At 38.9% G+C, this 22,075-nt stretch carries 22 protein-coding genes; 11 read left to right on the forward strand and 11 right to left on the reverse strand.

The window, feature by feature from the left end; genetic code table 11:
- Nucleotides 1–21: 21 nt before the first annotated feature.
- From EHQ49_RS02845 to kdsB, 5 genes are read left to right on the forward strand one after another with little or no spacing between them, the layout of a single operon-like run.
- The gene (locus tag EHQ49_RS02845) at nucleotides 22–240 is read left to right on the forward strand and encodes a flagellar FlbD family protein (RefSeq protein ID WP_135576147.1); all 219 of its coding nucleotides are present in this window, start codon (nucleotides 22–24) and stop codon (nucleotides 238–240) included.
- A 3-nt stretch (nucleotides 241–243) separates the two neighbouring features.
- Nucleotides 244–1,026 (forward strand): motility protein A, encoded by a 783-nt coding sequence (locus tag EHQ49_RS02850; protein WP_004784282.1) that lies wholly within the window; start codon nucleotides 244–246, stop codon nucleotides 1,024–1,026.
- Nucleotides 1,027–1,037: 11 nt separating this feature from the next.
- Nucleotides 1,038–1,871 (forward strand): flagellar motor protein MotB, encoded by an 834-nt coding sequence (gene motB / locus EHQ49_RS02855; RefSeq protein ID WP_135576149.1) that lies wholly within the window; start codon nucleotides 1,038–1,040, stop codon nucleotides 1,869–1,871.
- Between the two features lies 1 nt (nucleotide 1,872).
- Entirely contained in the window at nucleotides 1,873–2,400 is a 528-nt protein-coding gene (locus EHQ49_RS02860; protein ID WP_135576151.1) for a flagellar basal body-associated FliL family protein, read from the forward strand.
- A gap of 5 nt (nucleotides 2,401–2,405) precedes the next feature.
- Nucleotides 2,406–3,146 carry a 3-deoxy-manno-octulosonate cytidylyltransferase gene (gene kdsB / locus EHQ49_RS02865; RefSeq protein WP_135576153.1) on the forward strand — a complete coding sequence of 247 codons (741 nt, stop codon included), beginning with the start codon at nucleotides 2,406–2,408 and terminating at the stop codon, nucleotides 3,144–3,146.
- Nucleotides 3,147–3,162: 16 nt separating this feature from the next.
- Here kdsB and EHQ49_RS02870 read toward each other — a convergent pair whose 3' ends face one another.
- Entirely contained in the window at nucleotides 3,163–4,062 is a 900-nt protein-coding gene (locus tag EHQ49_RS02870) for an AraC family transcriptional regulator (RefSeq protein WP_135576155.1), read from the reverse strand.
- Nucleotides 4,063–4,260: 198 nt separating this feature from the next.
- Between EHQ49_RS02870 and EHQ49_RS02875 the strand changes: the two genes are divergently transcribed.
- Nucleotides 4,261–5,292, forward strand: a complete 1,032-nt coding sequence (locus tag EHQ49_RS02875; RefSeq protein ID WP_244241313.1) for an alpha/beta hydrolase — start codon at nucleotides 4,261–4,263, stop codon at nucleotides 5,290–5,292.
- A gap of 33 nt (nucleotides 5,293–5,325) precedes the next feature.
- Nucleotides 5,326–6,375 (forward strand): NAD(P)-dependent alcohol dehydrogenase, encoded by a 1,050-nt coding sequence (locus EHQ49_RS02880; protein WP_135576157.1) that lies wholly within the window; start codon nucleotides 5,326–5,328, stop codon nucleotides 6,373–6,375.
- Nucleotides 6,376–6,517: 142 nt separating this feature from the next.
- Here the strand turns inward: EHQ49_RS02880 and EHQ49_RS02885 are convergent, their stop codons facing one another.
- The 4 genes from EHQ49_RS02885 to EHQ49_RS02900 all read right to left on the reverse strand — a co-directional run bounded on the left by EHQ49_RS02885 (nucleotide 6,518) and on the right by EHQ49_RS02900 (nucleotide 13,386).
- Nucleotides 6,518–8,227 (reverse strand): cation:proton antiporter, encoded by a 1,710-nt coding sequence (locus EHQ49_RS02885; RefSeq protein WP_135576158.1) that lies wholly within the window; start codon nucleotides 8,225–8,227, stop codon nucleotides 6,518–6,520.
- 77 nt (nucleotides 8,228–8,304) lie between these two features.
- Nucleotides 8,305–9,801 (reverse strand): TolC family protein, encoded by a 1,497-nt coding sequence (locus EHQ49_RS02890; protein WP_135576160.1) that lies wholly within the window; start codon nucleotides 9,799–9,801, stop codon nucleotides 8,305–8,307.
- Complete coding sequence (locus tag EHQ49_RS02895) at nucleotides 9,798–11,147, reverse strand: HlyD family secretion protein (RefSeq protein ID WP_135576162.1); 1,350 nt, start codon at nucleotides 11,145–11,147, stop codon at nucleotides 9,798–9,800. The genes EHQ49_RS02890 and EHQ49_RS02895 overlap by 4 nt, the downstream gene beginning before the upstream one ends.
- Nucleotides 11,148–11,157: 10 nt before the next feature.
- Complete coding sequence (locus tag EHQ49_RS02900) at nucleotides 11,158–13,386, reverse strand: ABC transporter transmembrane domain-containing protein (protein WP_135576164.1); 2,229 nt, start codon at nucleotides 13,384–13,386, stop codon at nucleotides 11,158–11,160.
- 77 nt (nucleotides 13,387–13,463) lie between these two features.
- Here EHQ49_RS02900 and EHQ49_RS02905 point away from each other — a divergent pair, with 77 nt between their 5' ends.
- From EHQ49_RS02905 to EHQ49_RS02915, 3 genes are all read left to right on the forward strand, one after another.
- On the forward strand, nucleotides 13,464–14,069 hold the full coding sequence (locus EHQ49_RS02905; RefSeq protein WP_135576166.1) for a YceI family protein: 606 nt from the start codon (nucleotides 13,464–13,466) through the stop codon (nucleotides 14,067–14,069).
- Nucleotides 14,070–14,250: 181 nt separating this feature from the next.
- A complete protein-coding gene (locus EHQ49_RS02910) occupies nucleotides 14,251–14,640 on the forward strand; it encodes a DUF1801 domain-containing protein (protein WP_135576168.1) in 390 nt (129 codons plus the stop codon).
- 73 nt (nucleotides 14,641–14,713) lie between these two features.
- Complete coding sequence (locus EHQ49_RS02915) at nucleotides 14,714–15,163, forward strand: GNAT family N-acetyltransferase (protein WP_135576170.1); 450 nt, start codon at nucleotides 14,714–14,716, stop codon at nucleotides 15,161–15,163.
- Between the two features lie 544 nt (nucleotides 15,164–15,707).
- On the opposite strand, the gene EHQ49_RS02920 is transcribed toward EHQ49_RS02915, so the two are convergent.
- The 6 genes from EHQ49_RS02920 to EHQ49_RS02945 form a co-directional block, all read right to left on the reverse strand.
- Nucleotides 15,708–16,124 carry a GFA family protein gene (locus EHQ49_RS02920; protein ID WP_135576172.1) on the reverse strand — a complete coding sequence of 139 codons (417 nt, stop codon included), beginning with the start codon at nucleotides 16,122–16,124 and terminating at the stop codon, nucleotides 15,708–15,710.
- A gap of 56 nt (nucleotides 16,125–16,180) precedes the next feature.
- Nucleotides 16,181–16,654, reverse strand: coding sequence for an SRPBCC family protein (locus EHQ49_RS02925; RefSeq protein ID WP_135576174.1), 474 nt, complete (start codon nucleotides 16,652–16,654; stop codon nucleotides 16,181–16,183).
- A complete protein-coding gene (locus EHQ49_RS02930) occupies nucleotides 16,641–16,985 on the reverse strand; it encodes an ArsR/SmtB family transcription factor (protein WP_135576176.1) in 345 nt (114 codons plus the stop codon). Before EHQ49_RS02930 ends, EHQ49_RS02925 begins: the two co-directional genes overlap by 14 nt.
- A 235-nt stretch (nucleotides 16,986–17,220) precedes the next feature.
- Nucleotides 17,221–18,012 (reverse strand): aminoglycoside 6-adenylyltransferase, encoded by a 792-nt coding sequence (locus tag EHQ49_RS02935; RefSeq protein WP_244241314.1) that lies wholly within the window; start codon nucleotides 18,010–18,012, stop codon nucleotides 17,221–17,223.
- Between the two features lie 268 nt (nucleotides 18,013–18,280).
- Nucleotides 18,281–20,287: an NAD-dependent DNA ligase LigA gene (ligA, locus tag EHQ49_RS02940; protein ID WP_135576178.1), complete on the reverse strand. Its 2,007-nt coding sequence runs from the start codon at nucleotides 20,285–20,287 to the stop codon at nucleotides 18,281–18,283.
- Nucleotides 20,288–21,301, reverse strand: a complete 1,014-nt coding sequence (locus EHQ49_RS02945) for a M23 family metallopeptidase (protein WP_135576180.1) — start codon at nucleotides 21,299–21,301, stop codon at nucleotides 20,288–20,290.
- On the opposite strand from EHQ49_RS02945, the gene EHQ49_RS02950 reads away from it, so the two are divergent.
- The gene (locus EHQ49_RS02950; protein WP_135576182.1) at nucleotides 21,300–22,037 is read left to right on the forward strand and encodes a SanA/YdcF family protein; all 738 of its coding nucleotides are present in this window, start codon (nucleotides 21,300–21,302) and stop codon (nucleotides 22,035–22,037) included. The two genes, EHQ49_RS02945 and EHQ49_RS02950, sit on opposite strands and share 2 nt — an antisense overlap.
- Nucleotides 22,038–22,075: the final 38 nt, after the last annotated feature.

Below are 22,075 nucleotides of genomic sequence, written 5' to 3' on the forward strand. Positions count from 1 at the left end.
AAATCTCTGAAGGGGGATCTCCTGGTCATATTACATCGACTCAAAGGTGCGGAATTTGTTCTCAATGCAGATTTGATTGAGACCATCGAAGCAAACCCGGATACGATCATCACTCTTGTGAATGAGAAGAAATTCATTGTACAAGAGCCTGTTGCGGAAGTTGTGGAAAAGGTAGTCGCCTACCAAACGAGAATCCACAACCTCCCCCGAGTGAATGTGAAGATGCCTGAGGAAACATAAGAAATGGATATAGCTACAGTCATTGGTTTGGCCCTTGGAGCGGCCTTGATGTTACTTGGGGTTGTTTCGGGGGGTCTTGCATTAACAGACCTTATCGATATTCCCTCGGTCATGATTACATTTGGTGGTGCTGCCGCCGCTACGATCATTTCCTTCCCATGGACTTCCACCATTGGAGTAGGAGCCGTTACTAAAAAAGCCTTCCAAAATCCACCCTCAGACTTACCTGGTCTGATTACGACACTAGTTAGTTTTTCTGAAAAAGCTCGTCGTGAAGGTTTACTTGCCTTAGAAGATGATATCAATGAACTTCCTGAAGAATTTTTAAAGAAGGGAATCCAACTCGTAGTGGATGGAACTGACCCTGAACTAGTTCGAAATATTATGGAAACCGAAATTGGGAACACAGCCACAAGACATGCTTATGGTCGTTCTTGGTGGGATGCTTACGCTGGTTTTGCGCCGGGGTTCGGAATGCTTGGGACCCTCGTGGGTCTTGTGGGGATGTTAAAGAACTTAGGTGGTGGGGATGCAAGTGCGATTGGACAAGGTATGGCAACGGCACTTATTACCACATTGTACGGATCACTCGCTCAGAACTTATTTGCAGCACCTATCGTTAGAAAACTAACGAGACGATCGGAAGATGAACTTGTGATCAAACAAGTGATGGTGGAAGGTACTCTTTCTATTCAATCTGGAGACAACCCAAGGATTGTAAAAGAGAAACTTGCGAGTTTCTTAACTCCTGCTGAAAGAACGGCACTCAAAGACGACGGAGATTAATACTAAAAACCATGGCGTCTAAGAAAGAAAAATGTCCTGAATGTATCCAAAAAGTTCCCGAGTTCATGGCAACTTACGGGGACATGGTGACACTTCTTCTTTGTTTCTTTATTCTCTTGTATACAACGGGTAAAACAGATGCAAAGGAGATGCAGATCATTTTATCTGCATTCAAATCCACTACGGGATTTTTCACCGGTGGACAAACACTTTCGAAAGGTTCTTTGGAAGAGATGGGTATGCAGATTGAATCTCTTCCTTCTCAAGTAGTAGGACGTAACCTTTCCAAAGCAAAAAAAGATGCACATGAAGTTTTTAAACCAGAAGTAGAAGCTGGAAAAGTTCGAATTTCTGAAAACGAAAGAGGACTTGTGATTTCCCTTGTGGGTGCTGATTATTTTTATCCGGGTTCCGCGATCATGACACCCTCCATTCGTGAGACATTACGAAAAGCTGCAGGTCTTATCAAAGGACTCGAACGATTTGTTCGGGTAGAAGGACATAGCGATGATGATGCGGTCAATCCTGTGAATCGTCCTGGCCGTGAAGAACGTGAATATATCAATAACTGGGATTTGGCGGGAGCAAGAGCAGTCAATGCTACCGTTTTTATGATCAATTCAGAAGAAATTGAGCCAAGTTGGTTCCAAGCTGTAAGTTTTGGATCCTACAGACCTCTTGTATTGGAAAATGAAGGTACACCGGAAGCCAAAGCTTTCAACCGAAGAGTGGATATCATCATCCTAACCGAGAAGTCTACCAAACGTGCACCAGGGGAAAGTAAGTATGGTTTACCTGACACTCGTTTGCCGAACACTGAAACAAATGTAGAAGGAGAATTTTAACATGGGTGACCGTGAAGTAGATGAAGAAGAAGGTGGGTTAGCCGAAGGTAGTTCCGCCTCTGCAGGGATGTCCCCCATTGTAAAATGGTTATTGTACATTGCTGCTGCCATATTCGGGATTATCATTGTAACCGTTATATCAATGTTTGTTGCTCAAAAAACGGCAACAAGTGTGTTCAAACAACAAAAGAATATCTCTCTTGTGAAAGCTCCCCCTCCTTTGGAAGTTTACACATTTCAAGAAGAATTTAGAGTGAATACTTCTGATGTTGGTGAATCACATTTTGTTAAGTTAAAAATGTCTCTTGGATTTGAATCAGGACAACCTGCTCTTTCTGCGGAACTAGCTGCACGTGTGGCTCAAATGCAAAACATCATTAACTTAGTCATTGCAAGAAAAACAAAAGACGATCTAAAATCCATTACGAACCAATTGGATTTACGTGAAGAACTCAAAGCTCACTTAAATCATATTTTGACCAATGGAAAAATCAAAGAGGTTTACTTTACCGAGTTCTTGGTAAACTAGGACTTATGTCCGACCAAATCCTCGGTGTGATTCCTGCGCGCTTCGCGAGCACAAGGCTTCCTGGAAAACCACTGGCCCTCATTGGTTCCAAACCAATGATCCAGTGGACCTACTACCACGCTTCCCTTTCTAAATCGATCCACCGTTTGGTGGTGGCAACTGATGACAAAAGAATTCATGATGTTGTTTTATCTTTTGGAGGAGAGTCTGTGTTGACAAGTCCCGATCATCCTACTGGAACTGATAGAATCATCGAAGTGGCAGAAAAGTATCCAGACTTTGGAATCATTGTCAACATCCAAGGGGATGAACCTGGGATGGAACCAAACCTCATCGATGGGGTGGTAGGTCTCAAAACCAAAAATAGAAATTGGGAAATGACTACGGCCGCTGTTCCCTTTACCACATCCGAAGATCCAAAAGACCCTAACAAAGTAAAGGTGGTCTTTGACAAAATGGGATGTGCCAATTATTTTTCACGTTCTCCCATTCCCGCTTCTTTCAAAGGTGATGCTACGTATCACAGGCATTTAGGAATTTATGCTTACGAAAGAGAATTTTTAATGGAGTACAACCATTTGCCGGCTTCCGATTGGGAAACGGTCGAATCATTGGAACAACTTCGTGCTTTGCAGAATGGATCGACGATTGGAGTTTATCTTTCTGATAAAGCAAATTTAGGTGTGGATTCACCTGCTGATTTAGAAGTGGTGATTCGAGACTTTAAAGAGAAGGGTTTGATTTAAACAAAATCGAAATCAATTAAGTCTCAACAGATAACAATTGTTGTGTTTGGTCCTTTGCAGGTGACAATCCAAAATACCGTTTGTATTCTCGACTAAATTGCGAAGGACTTTCGTAACCCACTCGTTCCGCAGCAGTGATGGCATTGGTTCCTTCTGTGATCATAAGACTTCTCGCTTTTTGTAATCTTACTGTTTTGATGTACTGTAAAGGTGATGAGTTTGTGACTGCTTTGAAAGAAACATGAAATGTGGATACACTCATCCCACAAGAAATTGCTAATTCACCAATATCTAAATTTTGATCGTATTCTTTGTGAATGCGACTGAGGATTTGTGAAATTTGGAAAAATTTTCGATTTCTATGTGCCAATGCTTGTAAAGCCTCTCCATTCTCTCCTTTTAACACACGATAGATGATTTCACGTACGATGGATTTCCCAAGAACTAAACTATCTGCTTTGGAATTTAGAGTTTGTATCAGGCGAAGTGAGGCATCAGAGATTTCTTCTGTGACACTGGCTCCATAAATTCCTTTTGGTAAATTTTCTCCTGAATATTTGGTTTCCTCAGTGAGTAAAAGAATTTCGGCAACTTCTGCTGGATCCACATCGATTCCAAAACCTAATATGGGTTTGCCTACTTCCGCAACAGCATCACATTCCAAAGGAATGGGAACAGAAAGAACGAGGTATTGGGATGGGTCGTAGGTATAAGTATCTTCTCCGATAAACACACGTTTTTTCCCTTGGGCCATCAGAATGATGCGCGGATGATATGTGAGTGGCACACGCACAAAAGACTTATCGATGCGAAAAACTGTGACTCCTGGGATCAGGGTTTCCAGGTTTTTTTCCTTTGGCAAAATTCGTGCGAGGATCTTTACGATCTCTTGGTTGTTTTCGTGGATTTGCCCCATTCCTGAAATGAAACTCCAATTTCCGCTAAAAACAACTATAAATTTTTAAACTACATAGGATTAGGCAAGGTTTTGGACTTCTGTGTATTGTTTACATCAAAATTTAAGAGTATTATGCAAGTATACTTTTGGTAGGATATCACCCCACTCCCCGTTTTTATGGGCAAGGTAGATGATCCGAGAAAGGAGGAGAAAGAAGTGATCAATCGTAAATTCATCCGAAAGTTCGGTATCTTAGGGATTATTTTTGGTTTGGGAATGAGTTGTTCAAAGTTCCCAACCTGGGATAAAACATTTCCGCAAAGTGAGAAAGTAGAACATAAAAAAGTTCAGTTTATGAATCGTTATGGAATCAAACTGAGTGGTGATCTGTATCTGCCAAAAGATAGAGGTTCAGAACCATTAGCAGCTCTTGCCATCAGTGGTCCCTTTGGTGCAGTGAAAGAACAATCATCGGGTCTTTATGCTCAGACGATGGCAGAAAGAGGATTTGTTACCATTGCCTTTGATCCATCCTATACTGGTGAAAGTGGTGGGGAACCTCGTAACGTAGCTTCCCCCGATATCAATACAGAAGATTTCAGTGCGGCAGTTGATTATCTTGGATTGTTACCAACTGTAGATCGCAATCGAATTGGAATCATTGGTATTTGTGGATTTGGTGGAATGGGACTCAATGCTTCCGCCGTTGACAAACGTATCAAAGCGGTAGTCACAACTAGTATGTATGATATGTCACGGGTGATGGCAAAAGGATTGAATGACAGTCTAACAAAAGAAGGACGATCATCATTCTTAGAATCTTTGAGTGAACAGCGTAATGTGGATGCTCAAAATGGAAAACCCACACCTGGCCCAAGAATCCTTCCGGAAACTTTAGAGGGAAATACAAGCCCGATCACGGAAGAATTTTTCCAATACTACCGCACTCCTAGAGGGTTTCATAAAAATTCACCAAACTCGAATGGAGCTTGGACGGCTACCACACCTCTGTCTTTTATGAATATGCCTCTTCTCACTTACGTGAAAGAAATTTCACCAAGGCCAATTTTACTCATCGCTGGTGACTCTGCTCATTCACGTTATTTCAGTGAAGATGTATACAAAGCGGCTAGTGAACCAAAGGAACTACTTATCGTAGCAAATGCCAATCACGTAGACTTGTATGATCGCATGGATAAAATTCCTTTTGATACAATCGTATCTTTCTTTAAAGAAAATTTGAAATAGAAATTAAAATAAAAAAATAGGTAGGAATTGAATATGATCCAAACAAAAGGAATCGCTGCATTAAAAGCAAAAGAAGCACTTGTCCCTTACAGTTTTGAAAGAAGGGATCCAAAAGAACATGATGTTGTCATCGATATCAAATACTCTGGAATTTGCCATTCAGACATACACATGACACGTGATGAATGGGGATTTGGATCTCCATTCCCAATGGTTCCCGGCCATGAAATCGCCGGCGTTGTCAGAACTGTTGGTTCCAAAGTCACCAAATACAAAGTAGGTGATCGAGTAGGTGTTGGTTGTATGGTGGATTCTTGTCGAGAATGCGCCCATTGTAAAGAGGAAATGGAACAATATTGTATTCCAGGAAATACACTGACTTATGGTTCCTTAGAAAGAGATGGATCTGGAATCACACAAGGTGGATATTCTGATGTGATTGTTGTGAATGAAGATTTTGTTCTTCGTATTCCTGATAATTTATCACTCGAAACTGCGGCTCCACTACTTTGTGCAGGGATTACCACATACTCTCCGTTAAACCATTGGAAAACGGGGCCAGGAAAAAAAGTGGCAGTGATGGGTCTCGGTGGGCTTGGGCATATGGCGGTCAAACTTGCAAAAGCAATGGGCGCCGAAGTGACAGTTCTTAGCCAAACGGCAAATAAAAAAGAAGACGCAATTAAACTAGGAGCCGATCGTTTTCTTCACACTAAGTTAAAGGAAGTATTTAAAGAAAATGCTTTGTCATTTGATTTAATTATCAATACAGTTTCTTCTGCCGATTTGAATATGGCAGATTATTTTGGTCTTCTAAAGTTAGATGGAACTCTTGTGTCTGTCGGTGCCCCTGACAAACCACTATCCCTTCATCCTTTCCCACTCCTTATGATGAGGAGAAATTTTGCAGGTTCTGCGATTGGTTCGATCAAAGAAACACAAGAGATGTTGGATTTTTGTGGGAAACACAATATCACTCCAGAGATTGAACTCATTGAGCCAAGCCAGGTGAACGAGGCTTATGCGAGAGTTTTAAAAAGTGATGTTCGTTATCGGTTTGTGATTGATATGGGAAAAATCTAGTTTCTGATCCCTTTGAAGATAAAGAAGGGGAGCCGGTATTCTGTTACCGGCTCTTTAGAATTAAGCTTCTCTAATTTGGATTACGAATTTGTTTAAGTCAATTTGATTCGATCCGAGTTTCCTCTGAAGGAATTGATACTGATTATACGACTCTTTCGTTATTTCTCATCCCACGAGAGATATAATCATACAAAAATTCTCCGGTAATGACACCAGGAATGATCACTTTTTGAGCTCCATCAGCGACTAACTTTTTAGCCTCTCCTGGTTCGTCACTGGTGAGAATGATTTTTGCATTCGGCGCGAGTTTACTTAGAGTCGAGAGCAAACGATTGTTATTTGTTCCTTTCAAAAAAGAATCTGAAATAGTACAGATGACCATCGATGCATCATGAAGCCCAATATGGGACAATGAATCTGGATGAGCCAAGTCCGCATAAGCCCACTGGAAGCCTTTGTTTGTGAGTTCCTCTTTGAAGGCTGGGTTGTAGTCAGCAATGATGATCCGTTTGATGAGTGATGGAGACAGATCTTCTAAATATTCCACAAAAGCACGAGCGATCCGGAAGTATCCAAGAACAATGATGTCTCGAACCATACCATCTCCGTGTCCCCCATGCCCACCCTGACCGGATTTATCTTCTTTGGATGATTCTTCTGTTTGATCAGAGATTCCAACACGAGCAAGAAGTCTTTCAAAAGTAGCCGCAATGTCATGGTTAAACATGATGATATATGTGGATAAAACAGAAGCGATGATAGTAGAAGTCAAAATCACAGCTTGTAGTTTAGGAGTGATGTGTTCGAATCCAGCACCTAATGCTAAAATGACGAGAGAGAATTCTGATATTTGCGCTAAGTTGAGTGCGGTCAAAAATCCATTACGAACCCCTTTGTTGAGTTTGATGATGACTGGAGCAATGGTAATCATCCTAACAAATAACATTAGAGAGATGATGGCTGCAGACAATCCAATCACTTCCAAACTAGGCAGAGGAACTTTCAGTCCGAGAGCCACAAAGAAAAGAGTTACGAAGAAATCTCGAATTCCGATGAGTTTGGAGATAACATCTGCTCCATAAGGAAAGGCTGCAATACTCATACCGGCAACAAGGGCACCCATTTCTTTCGAAAGGCCTGCTTCCCCTGCAATCCCGCAGACAAGAAAACACCACATAATGGATGTTAAAAGTATGAGTTCGGGGCTACTGGCGCAAGCTTTGTATAATCTTGCTAAAACATAACGGCTGACACTAAAACTAAATGCAATGAGTAAAACAATGATTCCAACAGATGTGAGGATTTTCAAAATCTCCGGATTGTTTAAGTTGGGTTGTACCCCCATAAACAAAATGGCCCATATGTCTTGGAATACCAAAACCCCTACGGTTAATTTTCCGGAGAGGGTATTGATTTCTACTTTGTCCTGTAGTAACTTAACAACGATTAATGTAGAGCTGAGTGAGAGGGCTACTGCAATGTAAAGAAGGTCAAATTTTTCAGAACCAATAGAAAGTCCAAAAAAAGGAAACACGGAATACACAAAAGCAACGGATAGGGTAAATTGGAGGATACCTAGGGTGAACATAGCCTTACCCATTTTTGCGAGTTCAGCCAAATTGATTTCTAATCCAATGATGAAAAGTAGTAGGATGAGTCCGATCTCTGATATGAGTTCGATACTTGCTTCGTTTGTGACAAGTTCGAATCCCATTTCCTTGCCGAGCATGGCTCCACCAATGATATAACCCAAAATTAACGGCTGTTTGAGGACTCTGGCAATGTGACTTAAGACTGTTGCGAAAATAATACTAAGACCAATGTCTTGTAATAGTGACTCTTCCCCGTGCATAGAAACCTTCTTTAGGGAAAAGTTTAGAGATTCATTGAGTAGTGAAAGTCGTTTTTTTTTCTGAACAATAAAACAGGTTAAGGAAGTGGAGAAATTTGCAAAATGGAAGCTGTAGATGCTTGGAAATGGGCAATGGCTACATGATGATCGTACAATGCCTTAATTTCTCGGACGGCTGCTTCCGCACTTGTCTGTTCTCGAATATTCACAAATAGTAGTGTTGAATCACCAAGTGCAAATCGTTCTCTTTCCATCTCTTCTAACTTTCGCGCCAATTCGACTTCATTTTGAGTAACAGTTACACGTTTTGCCGATGCAATGACCTCGGAGATGGAGTCTTGCACTTCTGTTTTGATTTTATCTTTTGAGAATTGTAATTCCTGATCGAGTTGAGCAATCTTTGCTTCTGCCGCACCGATCATTCCTCTGGGGCGTTTGGTTTGGATGGGGAGATTGAGAACAAGGGATGCTTCCAGTTCTGGTTTGGCTCTTGTGACAGAACCGGGGCCAAAGTCTTGGGAACCGGCAACCACCAAATCTACTTGAGGTTTCAGTGCATTGTAACCCATATCTTGGTCTACACGAACTTTGTCTCGTTTGAATTCGAAGTCTTGTAGTTCTGGTCTAAATTTCCAAGCAAGTTTGATACTTTTTTCGAGTTCGAGTTTTTTGTATTCAATGGGTTTTGGAAATCCGATAGGCAAACGGTCAGTGGAAGGAAGGATTAAATTTCCATCAGTAGCACGTAGGAATAAAGATAAGTCGATGGCTGATTTTTGCATCTCTCGTTCAGCAGAAACAAATTGGGACTCTCTCTGTAAAATAACACGATCGTTTTCGGTTCCTTCTATTTTCGGTATATCACCTAACTTAATTCGTTGTGTAATTTGTTCCTGACGATTTTTTGCAATAGCTAACAAGTCTTTGTTGACTAGATACTCTTGGCCACTGGCAACCCATTTCCAATATCGTTTGGTCGCTTCTTTGATGACTTCGATTTTTAATTTTTGAATGGAGAGTTCTGCAAGTCTTCGATCAAGATCTGCTTTTTTGATATCGGCTCTATTTTTATCAATCTCTCTATTACGCATAAGGGGAAAGATAGCACCAGCTCGCACTTCTCCATAGTCATTGGTTTCTCTTTTGCCATCATACACAGGAAACTTTCCACGCCCAATTCTGTATCCAGCAAAAAAGGATGTTCCCCCGAGAGGTGTTGGTTTTTCAAATACAGCATCTGTTGCATTGTTTGTATAATAACCCATTGGTTTGGTTGTACCCATGGATTTGAATTGTAAATCAAATGCACCTTCGGCAGCTAAGTAGTTGTATTCGGCTTCAGATAAAAGTTTTTCAGCGGCAAGCACAAGTGGATAAGATTTTTCAACAGACTTAAGGAGTTCTTCTAAGGTAAGAACTCCCGGTTGTTGGTTGATATAATCCTGTGAATATATATTGGGGCCATGTAAAGATTCAAAAGGATCTCGTGTTGGATCTGCTTCTACGACAAAGGAGAAGAACATTCCAAAAGGACAAAGGAAAGCGAATAGGGATTGTTTTAACTTAGTAATCATTTGACTTTCTCTCCATTGCCAGATTCATCTAACAAAGATTTGATTTCTGGGTCGTCCATTGGAAGATTTGGTGGGAAGTCATTGAATCTTCTCCAAAGTTCATAACCTACACTAACACGATTGAGAAAAATCCAACCTTTCGCTCGGACACCTTGTCTTAGGTAACGACTTGATGGCCATTGTCTATCATCTCTGTCAGGAATCACAAGAATTCGGAAATTTCCAGAACCATTGTCAGTAATATCTACAAGTTTAACAGTTCCACCAAAAGTTCCTACTGCAGTTTCTGGCCAACCACTAATTTGTAATACAGGATAACCTTGAAATTGTAACCTTACTTTTCTACCTTCACCAACTAACGGAATATCGTTGCCGGAAATAAAAAGTTCAACAGCTTTATCTTCTGCATCAGGAACAAGGATTGCCACTCCATCTCCTTCTTTCACTTGTTGTGTGTCGGGATTGACCAAAATTCTCATGATGGTTCCATCTCTAGGTGCAAATACTTCCTGGGTTTCTTGTCGAGACAACCTGGCTTCTAGTTTTGGTAAGTCTTCCAGAACACGTGCCACTTCCGATTGTGCTGATGCTAAGGAAGCTTTGGCGTCATTGATGGAAGCTTCCGCATCTTGTGCCACTTTGCCTGAATCACTATACAAAGCCCTTTCTTCTTTTACAGCGGCATCATATGCCGATTTAGCGCGGTCAAGTCCAGTTTCTGAGTTTGTATGTTCTAGTTCCGCAAGTTCCAAAGTTCGTTTGGAAGTCAGACCTTTTTCCCATAATTGTTTTTGACGGTCTAAGTTGAGGTTGGCAGTTTTTAAAGCTGCTTTTGCAGCATCTACAGCTTGTTCGCTGGCACGAACCCTATCCTTTGCCATCATCCTTCTAGAATCAGCTGCATTCACTGCACTTCCTCTAGATGAACGTAAACTGATAATGCGGGAACGAATATTATCTTCCCTAGACCTTGCAGCTTCTAATCTCTGTAAGAGAGCATTTTTTTCTTCGCGAATCCGGTTGATAAAATTAGGATCGTTATCGGATATATCAATGATAGGATCTCCTTTTTTGACTCGGGTTCCTTCATGTACATGCCATTTGACAACACGGCCGGCAATGGGAGATTCAATGAGTTGTTGACGGTCCAAAGGAGCGTAAGCGACCACCCTTCCAAATCCCATAGTTGTTTGTTGCCAAGGAACATACAAAAGGATGAGTACACTTAAGAAAAATATTATAGTGAGAATATATGCGAGACTCTGTGCGGGTAATGCCGTTTGCACCAATCGATAAGAAGGTAGATTTTTATAAAGTTTCCATTTTTGTGACAAATCAGTTTTCATATAAATAACTTTAAGAGTTTACCTTTAGGGAATGAGAATCGTTTTCTAAACGTAACACTTGATCTAGTTGCGAAAGAACATTTGGTGATTTGGAAACAACAAGTAGAGTCCAATCCCTATTTTTTTGTAATAAAACTTTGAGAGAAGCTGAGAGAAGGTGCGGCGGAAGTTGATCTAAATTACTATCGATTAACAGAAGTTTTGGTTTTCCAATGATTGCTCGCGCAAGAGAAAGTATAGTGGTTTGGATTGTATCAAAAGGATGACCAAATGTTAAAAGGGGAGTATGGATTCCATTTGGTAAAGATTGAATTGTATCCCAAATTCCAAGTTCAATTAATAGTTTCCGGATTTCTATAAGTGGTATTTCTTCTCGTCCTACTCGAATATTTTCTAAGATAGTTCCTTCAAAGATTTCATTCCCTCGTACCAGAAAAGTAACAGAGTGGATTTGTTCTTTCGAAACTTCGTGGATGTTTTGGTGATTGTATTCGATAATACCTGATGACGGTTCTCGTAAACCACATAACAAATCTAAAAGAATTTGTGCATCGTAAGCAGTATTGGATGATATACCAATGGCTTTTCCTGCTGGAATTTTCAGTTGGAATTGGTTAAAAACTTTATGGCCATTAGTTAAAGAATAATGAATTCCAGATAATTGTACTTGGATAGGCTCGTCAGGGATTTCAAATTCCACTGTTTTGACTGGGATAGTAGGCAGATGGAATACTGAATTGATTTTGTCAACAGCTGCTATCAAACTATAAAAACTATCCAACTGTTTTCCAAATTTGGATATATCACTAAGGACTTTGGCAATGACAAGTTCTGCTGCCACTAATTGCCCAATGGTGAGTTGTCTATGGATGACTAAATATCCACCTAATCCAAGTACTATGGCACTTGCCAAAGCTTGAATGCCCACAAGTCCTATGATTTGACGTATATAATTGAAAAAATATTTTTTTCTAGCGTATAAATAGTCACGAATGAAAGAATCAGCTTTGTCCAAAGCAAAATTGGAGCCGAAGGTAGAATGAAAGAGTGCGGAATGTCTGGAAATTTCTTCTAACCAAGCAGCTACCTTGTATTTTTCTTTTGAAATTTTGATATAGTTTTCTGCAGCAGGTTTTCCCAATCGATAGATAACCCAATACCCACCCACAAACAAAATAATAAAAGAAAATACAATAAAGATCGGATGATAAAAAGAAATCAGAACAAAACCAATGACAGTCGTTAATACAACTGAAAGTCCATCAACTAACAAGGAATGAATGGATTTTTGAATAGTCATCGTATCAAAAAACCGATTCACAAGTTCTGGATTGTGATGTTTGTCTAAGACATTTTGGCGAATTTTTGGAAATTTAACAGCAAATTCGGTAGCGATTCTCACAAAGACACGTCTTTGCAAAATTTCAACTACGTAGATTTGAATGGTTTGCATTGCGCCAGCAAACCCTAAAAAGAACACAACCAATAGAGTTAATATAATGACGGGTTGGATCAGAACACCAAAGGCAACAATATTGACAAGTGATGAAGTGGCAACAGGAACTACTAAAGACAAAATTCCAATTCCGATTCCGTAAATAAAAACAATCCAAACATCTTTGGATTCCATCCGAATCAGATGAGAAATTTGTTTTAATGCATTGGTAACGGAGGAGTTAGATTTTGGTGTGTCTTGGTTTGTTGAAAATGGGAAAGTAGGTTCGGCAATGATCCAATCAACAGAATCTTTATTTGATTTGATTCCAATGAGTTTAAATAAATCTTTTTCGGAATACCATTCCTCTTCCGCATCAAATCTATGTAGAGGTTTGATTAGATAGGAAGAAGTTTGGTAACTAAGAATGGCATAGAATTCAGGTAATCCCTCGTTCTCATTTGAACTTAAGAAAACAAAAGGTGCATCATTAGTGATATAAGATCTTATGTCTTGTAATGTTTTTTGAACAATGTTTATGCGGATTTGGTATTGATGCGAAGCAGCAAATAGAAAATCATAAAAGTTTTCCTTTGTTAGCTGATGATATTTACTACGGAGTGATCGAAACCCTTCGATAATTTGACTGGGAATTGAATGGATGTGTAAGGATTCAGATAAAAAATCCAAAACTGACTTTGCCAAATCTTCATGGGAAGAAAGTCGTGGAGAGTGAGTTTCTTCTTTTGGTTTGAAGAGTTGGTTTTTGAAATGAAATACCAACAAATGTAAAAATTTTAACATGCGAATTGCGATTCGAACCTTAGACTCCACTTGACAAAACTTTGTTCTACATTTTCTATTTGTAAGTAGAGGTTCCCATGAAATTTTTTAATTCCGCTTTGGTACTTATCGCACTCTGTTTTTCCACCGGACTTTTTGCAGAAGAAAACTGTACATATGAATATGACCCAGCGCAAACCTCTTTAGAGTGGACAGCGTTCAAGTTTACCGAGAAAACAGGCGTTAAAGGTAAATTCGATTCCATTAAAGTAGTTGGTAAACAAAAAGACAAATCAAAGTTTGGTGCTGTAAATGCTTTACAATTCCAAATTGATTCTTCTTCTATCAATTCTGGTGTTCCCGATAGAGATGGAAAAATTAAAAAGTTCTTTTTTGGCTCTGTGAAAGGAAATAAAAAAATTTCCGGATCCTTTTCTGATATTACTGCAGGTGAAACAGGAACTGCAAAATTAAATTTACGATTTGGTAACTCAAAAACATCAGTTCCTGTGAATTTTGTTTGGAAAGATGATGTAGTTGAAGTGACTGGTACGGTTGATGTTGTGGGCTTAGGATTACAATCCGGACTTAGTAAATTAAATGCAGAATGTAATGATTTACATAAAGGTTCTGATGGTTTGAGTAAACTCTGGCCTACAGTTGATGTAAAGGTAGTATCGACCGTCAAAAAAATTTGTAAATAACTTAAGGTTTCTAAGTAAATTATAATAGTTAGTAAATCACATCTCTATGAATAAAAATCTAAAATTTGATTCATAGAGTATTTAGGTCGAAGGTTCTGCTTACACATTGGAACTTATCGAATAAGAATGTAATTTCAATAGTGGCAATTGTTGATAACCATTTTAAAGAGAGAACCAATCAGTGAGTAAAGAGATCGAAACATACAACAAATCCCAATCTTCTATAGATCAAGAAATTTGTGATTTTTTATATCAAGAAATCAATTTGAACTTAGCTAAAGCAGAAAAGAAAATTTGGCATGCACATCCTGTTTGGTTTTTGGACGGGAATCCTATTGTTGGATATAGTAAATTAAAAACTTGTATTCGACTTCTTTTTTGGAGTGGTCAAAGTTTTGAAGAAGATGGGCTAGAACCTGAAGGAAGTTTTAAGGCAGCAGAAGTCCGATATACGGATGTTAGTCAAATCAAGAAAAAAGATTTAAAACGTTGGCTCGGTCAGGCGAAAAAAATCCAATGGGACTATAAAAATATTGTAAAACGAAAGGGTGTTCTCGAGCGATTGAAGTAAAATTTAATTAAATGTAAAGTTTTTGCTTGGTTATACGCCATTCGTTTATAAGATTTTTTTCGAATGAGATAATATGGAAAATGTGAAAATTAAAAAATTATCTTCCCATGATTTGAACCAATTTATCGAGCTTTTGCGAGTTTTTGAAGATGTATTTGAAATGAAAAACTTTCAAATACCAAGTTCCAGTTATCTCCAAACTTTGTTAGATAGGGATGATTTTTTTGTTTTTGTTTCTATATTCGATAATCAAGTGATTGGAGGTTTAACTACTTACACGCTTCGTCAATACTACTCAGAAAAACCTTTAGTATATATTTTTGATTTAGCTGTTCTTACCAAATACCAACGCCAAGGGATCGGTAAATCACTCATCCAAGGTATCAATGCCTATTGTAAAAAAATGGGAGTAGAAGAAGTGTTTGTCCAAGCGGATCTGGTGGATGATTACGCACTTGATTTTTATAGGTCCACGGGAGCCAGAGCTGAGGACGTAGTTCATTTTTATTATCCGATGGATTAGATGATTCAGGGATGTAGAGTAGTTTGAGTTAGATTCGGATTTTTGTAAATTGGAATGTATACGAATAAAAAGACAAATCATTGCTTTTATTTGAATCACCATGAACAGTCAAACTTATAAAATACCCAGTATGTTAAACGAATAACGGTTAAGAACAGAATAGCGTTTTTTATCTGTATTGCGTATAAATGCATGCGATTCATTTTGAGTTGACAAAATTTGTTTTGTTTGATTCGGAAAATATAATTTTAGGTTCATAGTTGAAAAACATTCAGCTACTAATCTTATTAGATTTAAAGTTTTTCAATTAATTATAAAAACAACTCCCCACGCCAGCGATAGTAGCGGAAATCCTTTCCGTATTGATGGCAATTTTGAATCACCAAAAGATCGGAAAGATTGGAGCGGATAGCGCGGTCGGTTTAGTTCTGAATTTTAATCGAATAACCAATTCGAGGCGCACAAAAAATTAATCTTCTGTATCGTTCGAATGAGAGCAAGAACCTATCGAAGAATGTTTGGATTTAGTTTCGCCAAAAAGGTGTTAGGTTTTTGGCATCTTTTCAAATTTTGGTAGCGTCGGATCCAAATGGTCCCAAGAAAAACCACGAATAACATAAGTCACCGCTTGAGGTTTGTAACGACTTGGATCATCAAGGCTTGTGGCGTGGACGGTAAACAGAGTTGGCATAGCGGCAAAGGTCATATAAACAGGTGACCCACATTTAGAACAAAAACTACTTGTTTTGGTATTCCCACTGTCTCCAATCATATCAAAGTGATTGGCTTTCCCTTCCAGTTTTATCGCAGCACGAGAGGGAAATGTGAGATAAGATCCATGCCCTGTACCACTCATCTTTTGACAGTCTTTACATTGGCAATCGTTCATAAATATTGGTTCATCAGAAATGTGATATCGAATGGCGCCGCAAGCGCAGCCACCGGTATAAGGTAGATTCATATAGTTTCTCCAGAAGTAATTTTAATATAACGCATAAATATTGTTATGTGGTGAAGTTATGTATTTGAAATGTGTCCCGCCAAAGGACGACCCGATTCTAAAAATGTTTTGAGATTGGAAAGAACACTTGGCCAACCTGTTGAGATTCCTGCTAACATTTGTGGATCTAAATCTTCGTGTGTCACTACTAAACGAACTAAACCGTTTGCATAAGGTTCAATATCAAATGTGACACGAGCATGTTTTGATTCTTCTTCCATTTCTTTTGGCCGGGCCCAAGATAGAACCAAACGGCGTGGAGGTGAACTTTCGATAACCTTGCCTATGATATCGACTGTTTTGGTTTCATCTAACTTTTCGTGTTTCCAAACAGAACCTGGTTTCCAATCGGAAACATTAATGTGTGCTGGATTTTTTGCTAAGGGATCAAGCCAGTACTGCCGTGTGATTTCTGGATCGGTGATTGCATTCCAAACCTTTTCCGGTGTGCTGAGTATAAAAGTCACATAAACAAAACTATTTTTTTCCATCGTTTTCTCCTTCGAGTTGTACTTTCAGGTCATGTAAAAACCCTAAGCGATTCTGTTCAAATTTTCGAACCCAACGTTCATAGACCTCATGAATTGGTACAGGGTTGATGAAATGAAGTTTCTCTCGTCCCTTCCAAACAACGGATACCAGATTTGCTTTGATGAGGATTTCTATGTGTTGTGTTGCCGATTGCCTTTGCATGTCTAAGTCTTCGCAGAGTGAGGACAGAGTTTGGCCATTATTGGCATAAAGAAGATCGAGCACTTTCCTTCGGCTCGGATCTGCCATTGCCTTAAATACCTGATCTACCCCTTCTGTTTCCTTCGGCATACAAGATCATTATGCAGGTAAATACCTGCATGTCAAGAATAAAAAGCCTTAAAATCGATAGGGTTTGTGGTTTTGTATCTGCCTGTGGATGTTGGAAGGGGTTTCCTGAAATTTTAATGAAAAGGAGCTCTTTGGTTAGGAGATAACGAATTTGAAAAATTAGTCCAATAGAGAGCCGGAGACATAGAAAAAGTTTTAATGATGAATCAAAACGGAATTAAGGATCTTGTTGGGGTTACGAATTCAGTTTTAGGTTTTTAAGATATTTTATACTCTCTTTCTTTGCAATTTCGTGTTTTAGAATATTTGAAACTAATAAATCTCTTAATTCACAATACAGCTGGATCGAAGTTAAAACGGAATTGAATATCGAGTCAAATTCATAGATAGGTAATGTTGCTTTAAAACTTTCTAGATCAGATTTCGACAAAATGAAATCTAGTTTCCTAACACCTCTAGGATTCTTTTCATATTTTAGATGAAACATTGGGCCGAGAACATTGCCCCTTAAAAATGCGAGAAAATCAATAGATTCAAAAAATTCACCTCTTCCGAGTTTTGTGGCAACATAATGGATCCAAACCCAAAACCGGTCTTCAATCCATTGAAAGTTTAAACTTGGCCAAATTGCATTGGTATTTGTATAGATGGCCGGAATTTGATTGTTTCGATCGAATAAAATTTTTGGATTTTCGACTCGATGGTTAAAATCTTGAATCTGTATGAATTTAAGATCTACATGTAAAAGGGGGGAATTGTATAAACAAATGAGTAAACGACTTTCACCAACATGTTCTCCCGTAAAACCAACGAGTAGATCTCCGATTTGATTCGCGAATTGTTTCATTTCTGCGGGTTGAAATGTAACATGATTTTCGGTAATGAGAACAATGTCTAAATCTGAGTATTTGTCTAGTTCATCAGTAATTCCAGATCCTGCTAAACAAGCGGCGATAAATCGGGTATCCGCCTTCACAATTGTAACGAAGTTTTCTAGGTAAGTTTCAAAGATGTTCATTGCAGACATTGATTGTTTTTGTTTAATTAAGGTTAGGTGGAATTATTTTTAATATTATCTTTTTATTAAATAAATTTCTATAAGAGTCAAGTCTATTTCGTCGCTCTGTTGTTTACACGTAATACGTATATCTTCCACTTCCCGATGGTTAAACGTATTGCGTGTAAATGCCCACGGGTGTTTAGAGATTGACAGAGTTGGAAAACTTGGAATGGCAAAACATGTCAGTCGAAACAGAAAATCTCGTCGACAGCGACAGGAGTGGATCGCCGTCTCATTACGGTAAAGGGATTCCTTCTTTTTTGAGAAGGCTCAGAAACTCCGTTTCGGAAACAAGTTTCACACCGAGTTCGGTTGCTTTCTCTAATTTGGAACCAGCACCTGGGCCATAGAGAAGGTGGGTGGTTTTAGAGGAAACACCGGATACTTTTTTGCCACCATGTTTGGTGATGAGATCCATGGCAATGTCCCGGGGTTGGAAATTTTCAAAACTTCCAGTTACACACCAGCTTTGACCCACAAACGGTTGTATGTCGCTTTTTTCGGTTTCGTCGGCTTGGAATTTTAAGCCAAGTTTTATCAGGGTCTTTACTTGTTTGAGAGTTTCTTTATCAGCCAGATGAGCAAGTAAGGCTTCGATGGTTCTCGGCCCGATTCCATGAATGGAGGTCAGTTCCTCGTTTGCATTTTTGGATTTAGAGAGTGTGACTAGTTTTTCCCAAGAGTCAAAACCATGTTCGATAAGAATTTCTGTGACTTTGGGTCCAACTTCGTTTAGTCCTATGGAAGGTAAGGTGAAACGGAAATCTTTTTCTTTTGATTTTTCTATAGCATCAAAAATGATTTTTACGGATTTTTCTGCAAAACCATCTAACTCAAGTATTTCGGCTTTGTATTTTTCTAATGTATAGAGGTCGGGAATATCTTTGACCCAACTTTTTTCAAAAAAGATCTGAATTTGTTTTTCCCCTAAACCTTCGATGTCCATTTGTTTTTTGGAACAAAAGAAAATCAGTTGGTTAAGTTTTCGTTCGGGACAATTCCGATTGGTGCAGAAAAAATCAACAGAGTCGTCTACTTTTGTTAATTTTGTTTTGCAAGCTGGGCATACCTTGGGTAATACAAATACAGATTTTGGAGGGACAGTTACTTTTTCGACCGCAGGAATGATTTCCCCTCGTTTGGAGATTAATACTTTTGCACCAATTCCCGCACCCAGTTGGTTTATATAGTCTTGATTATGTAAGGTGGCGTAAGTGACAGTAGTTCCTGCAAGTGAGATTGGTGTCACTTTGGCTCTCGGTGTGATTTTTCCTGTTCTTCCAATGGCAAAATCAATTTCTTCGATGGTCGTTTCTTTGAGTAAAGCATCAAATTTAAAGGCTCGGGCCCAACGAGGAGAGTGACTTGTTTCTCCCAAATTCTCGCGAAGATTTAGGTCATCAAGTTTGATCACAAGTCCATCTACTGGAAATGGCATTTTGTCTTTTTTCTTGCGGAAGGATTCAATTTCTTTTATGAGATTTTTTCCTTTGATGATTGATGTATCGGGTGCAAGTGGAAACTTTTCTTTTTTTAGTAGAGTTAAGATGTCTTTATGTAGGTTGATTCCTTTGCGAGATGAGGAAAAATACACATCATAAACATAAATTTTTAACGGACGTTTGGCGACATCTGCCGGATCTTTTTGTTTGATTGATCCTGCAGCTAAATTCCTTGGGTTTGCAAACTTTCCTCCGTATTCCTCGTTGAATTCTTCGAAGTCAGCAAATGTCATAAAAATTTCACCACGAACGGTGAGATTTAAAGGTTCCGATAGATTCTGTGGGATGGATTCAATCGTTTTTACATTATCGGTAACAATGTCACCAATGCCACCAGAGCCCCTTGTCACACAGTGGACAAGTTTTCCGTTTTCATAGTATAACAAGATGGAGGCGCCATCAATTTTCCATTCCAAGGAATAAAGTTCTTCGATTCCCGTTTTTTCTAACCATTCGGAGAGTTCCGTTTCATTATATGTATTTTCTAAAGATAAAACAGGAACTTTATGTTTAAATTTGCTAAATTGGGGAGAGAGATCGGAACCTACTTTTAAAGTAGGAGATGAATCATCAACTAAATCGGGATTAGAGGTTTCAAGAGACTGTAATTCTTTGACTAAAAGATCAAACTCTTTGTCTGAAATTTTAGGTGTATTGTCTTTATAGTAAAGGTCGTTGTGTTTTTGAATCTCTTTCCGAAGTTCAGTGATTCGTTTGGCAGGACTTTCTTTCTTAGGCAATCAGTAAACCCCTGCTTGCATGTATTGTTCTGGATCTGTTTTTCCTTCTTCGGAAATAAAAATTTCATAATGTAGGTGAGGGCCTGTTACATTTCCTGTAGCACCCACCTCAGCGATTTGTTCACCGGCTTTCACTTCTTGTCCGTTCCTTACGTAAATCCTTGAACAGTGACCGTATAATGTGCTAAAACCGAAGTCATGTTGGATGATGACGTGGTGACCATATCCCACATTGGAGTAAGTAACACGAACCACACGCCCTGGTGCCGAAGCATAAATGGGAGTTCCGGTTGCATTTGCCATATCCAAACCGTCATGGTACTCCCAATAACCAGTGGTAGGTGACTTTCTCATTCCAAAGGGTGAAGTTAAATTGTAGGAATACATAGGATTAAAAAGAGGAGACTTGGATAATATGTCTGAACGTTGGTATAAAAACTGATAGTTTGCTTCCACCAAACGTTGGTAATTGTCCATTCGGTGTTTCAATTGGCGGAGATCATAAATTTCGCTTAAGTACTTTCTACCCACATCTAATTGTTTGTCTTCTTTTTCTTCTTTTTGGAGTGATTCTATCGCAGCAGTTTCGATATAATCCTCGGCAGGAATTTTTAAAAGTTCATCATCTTGTCCATCTATCAGAGTAAAGAGTTCCAACATACTTTCATTTAGTTTGGAATACTCTTCTTTCATTTCTTCTAATTGGTTGGCATGTGTGATATAAGTATCAAAGTAAGTTCCGTAAATTTTTGAGAGTTGATTGATTTGGGTTTGGGTACTACTAGAACCAACAATGCCAAAGATGGCAAGACTGAGGAGACCGACAGTCAGCCCTAAAAAAAATAGAATGGTAAAATGAGAAATTTGGAAGTGGAAAGAACTATCGTATCCATGAGGAATGACAAGAATGGTCATCCGTTGGTGACCTTTTTCTTTCACCTTATCAATCTGTTTCTTGATTTTCGGATTGTCCTGTGAAAAAACAGACCTAATCTCTTTAATTTTTTTCTTCATGACGAACCGCGTGACCTACATAAATATAACGCTCCGATTCCTCTCAAGGGTCAAGTGGAAATCCCTATTTCTTGGGATTGTCCTTGTTTTCGGATTCTTGAGTTTTGTCGCATTGGCAACGAATTTGCGATTTTGGTATGTATATGAAACCTCAATCCACTCCCACCAACCGACGGAAATCCCTGAAGCGGAAGTGGCAATTGTTCCTGGTGCTGCTGTGTATGGCAAAACTCCTTCTCCCATTCTAATGGATCGATTGGCATGTGGTTTGGATTTGTATAATGCAAAACGTGTTAAAAAAATCCTACTGTCGGGTGACAATGGAAAGTCTGATTACAACGAACTTCGGCCCATGTTGGAATTTATGTTAAACCACAAAGTAAAACCTGAAGATATCTTTGTAGATCATGCCGGTTTTCGAACTTTAGACACTCTCATCAGGGCCAAAGAAGTTTTCCTTGTAAAAAAAGCAATCTTCGTGAGCCAATCTTTCTTTTTACCTCGGGCTATTTATTTGGGAAGGGAACTAGAACTCGAGTTATACGGTTATGAATGTAATTTAAGAACTTATAAAAAAGAAACCTACTATTCCTTCCGAGAGTTTTCAGCAAGAGTCCTTGCTTGGTGGGACATTCAATGGGACACTCCACCTAAATATTTAGGTAAACCGTATCCGATTGAAGGGAGTGGTATTTCTACTTGGAAAGGTTCCATCCCTATTTCTGCACATAAGTAAGGTTATATTTAATAGAACTGTATTAGAAAAACTCCGAT

Origin of the sequence: Leptospira perdikensis, assembly GCF_004769575.1 — a bacterium.
GTDB lineage: Bacteria > Spirochaetota > Leptospiria > Leptospirales > Leptospiraceae > Leptospira_A > Leptospira_A perdikensis.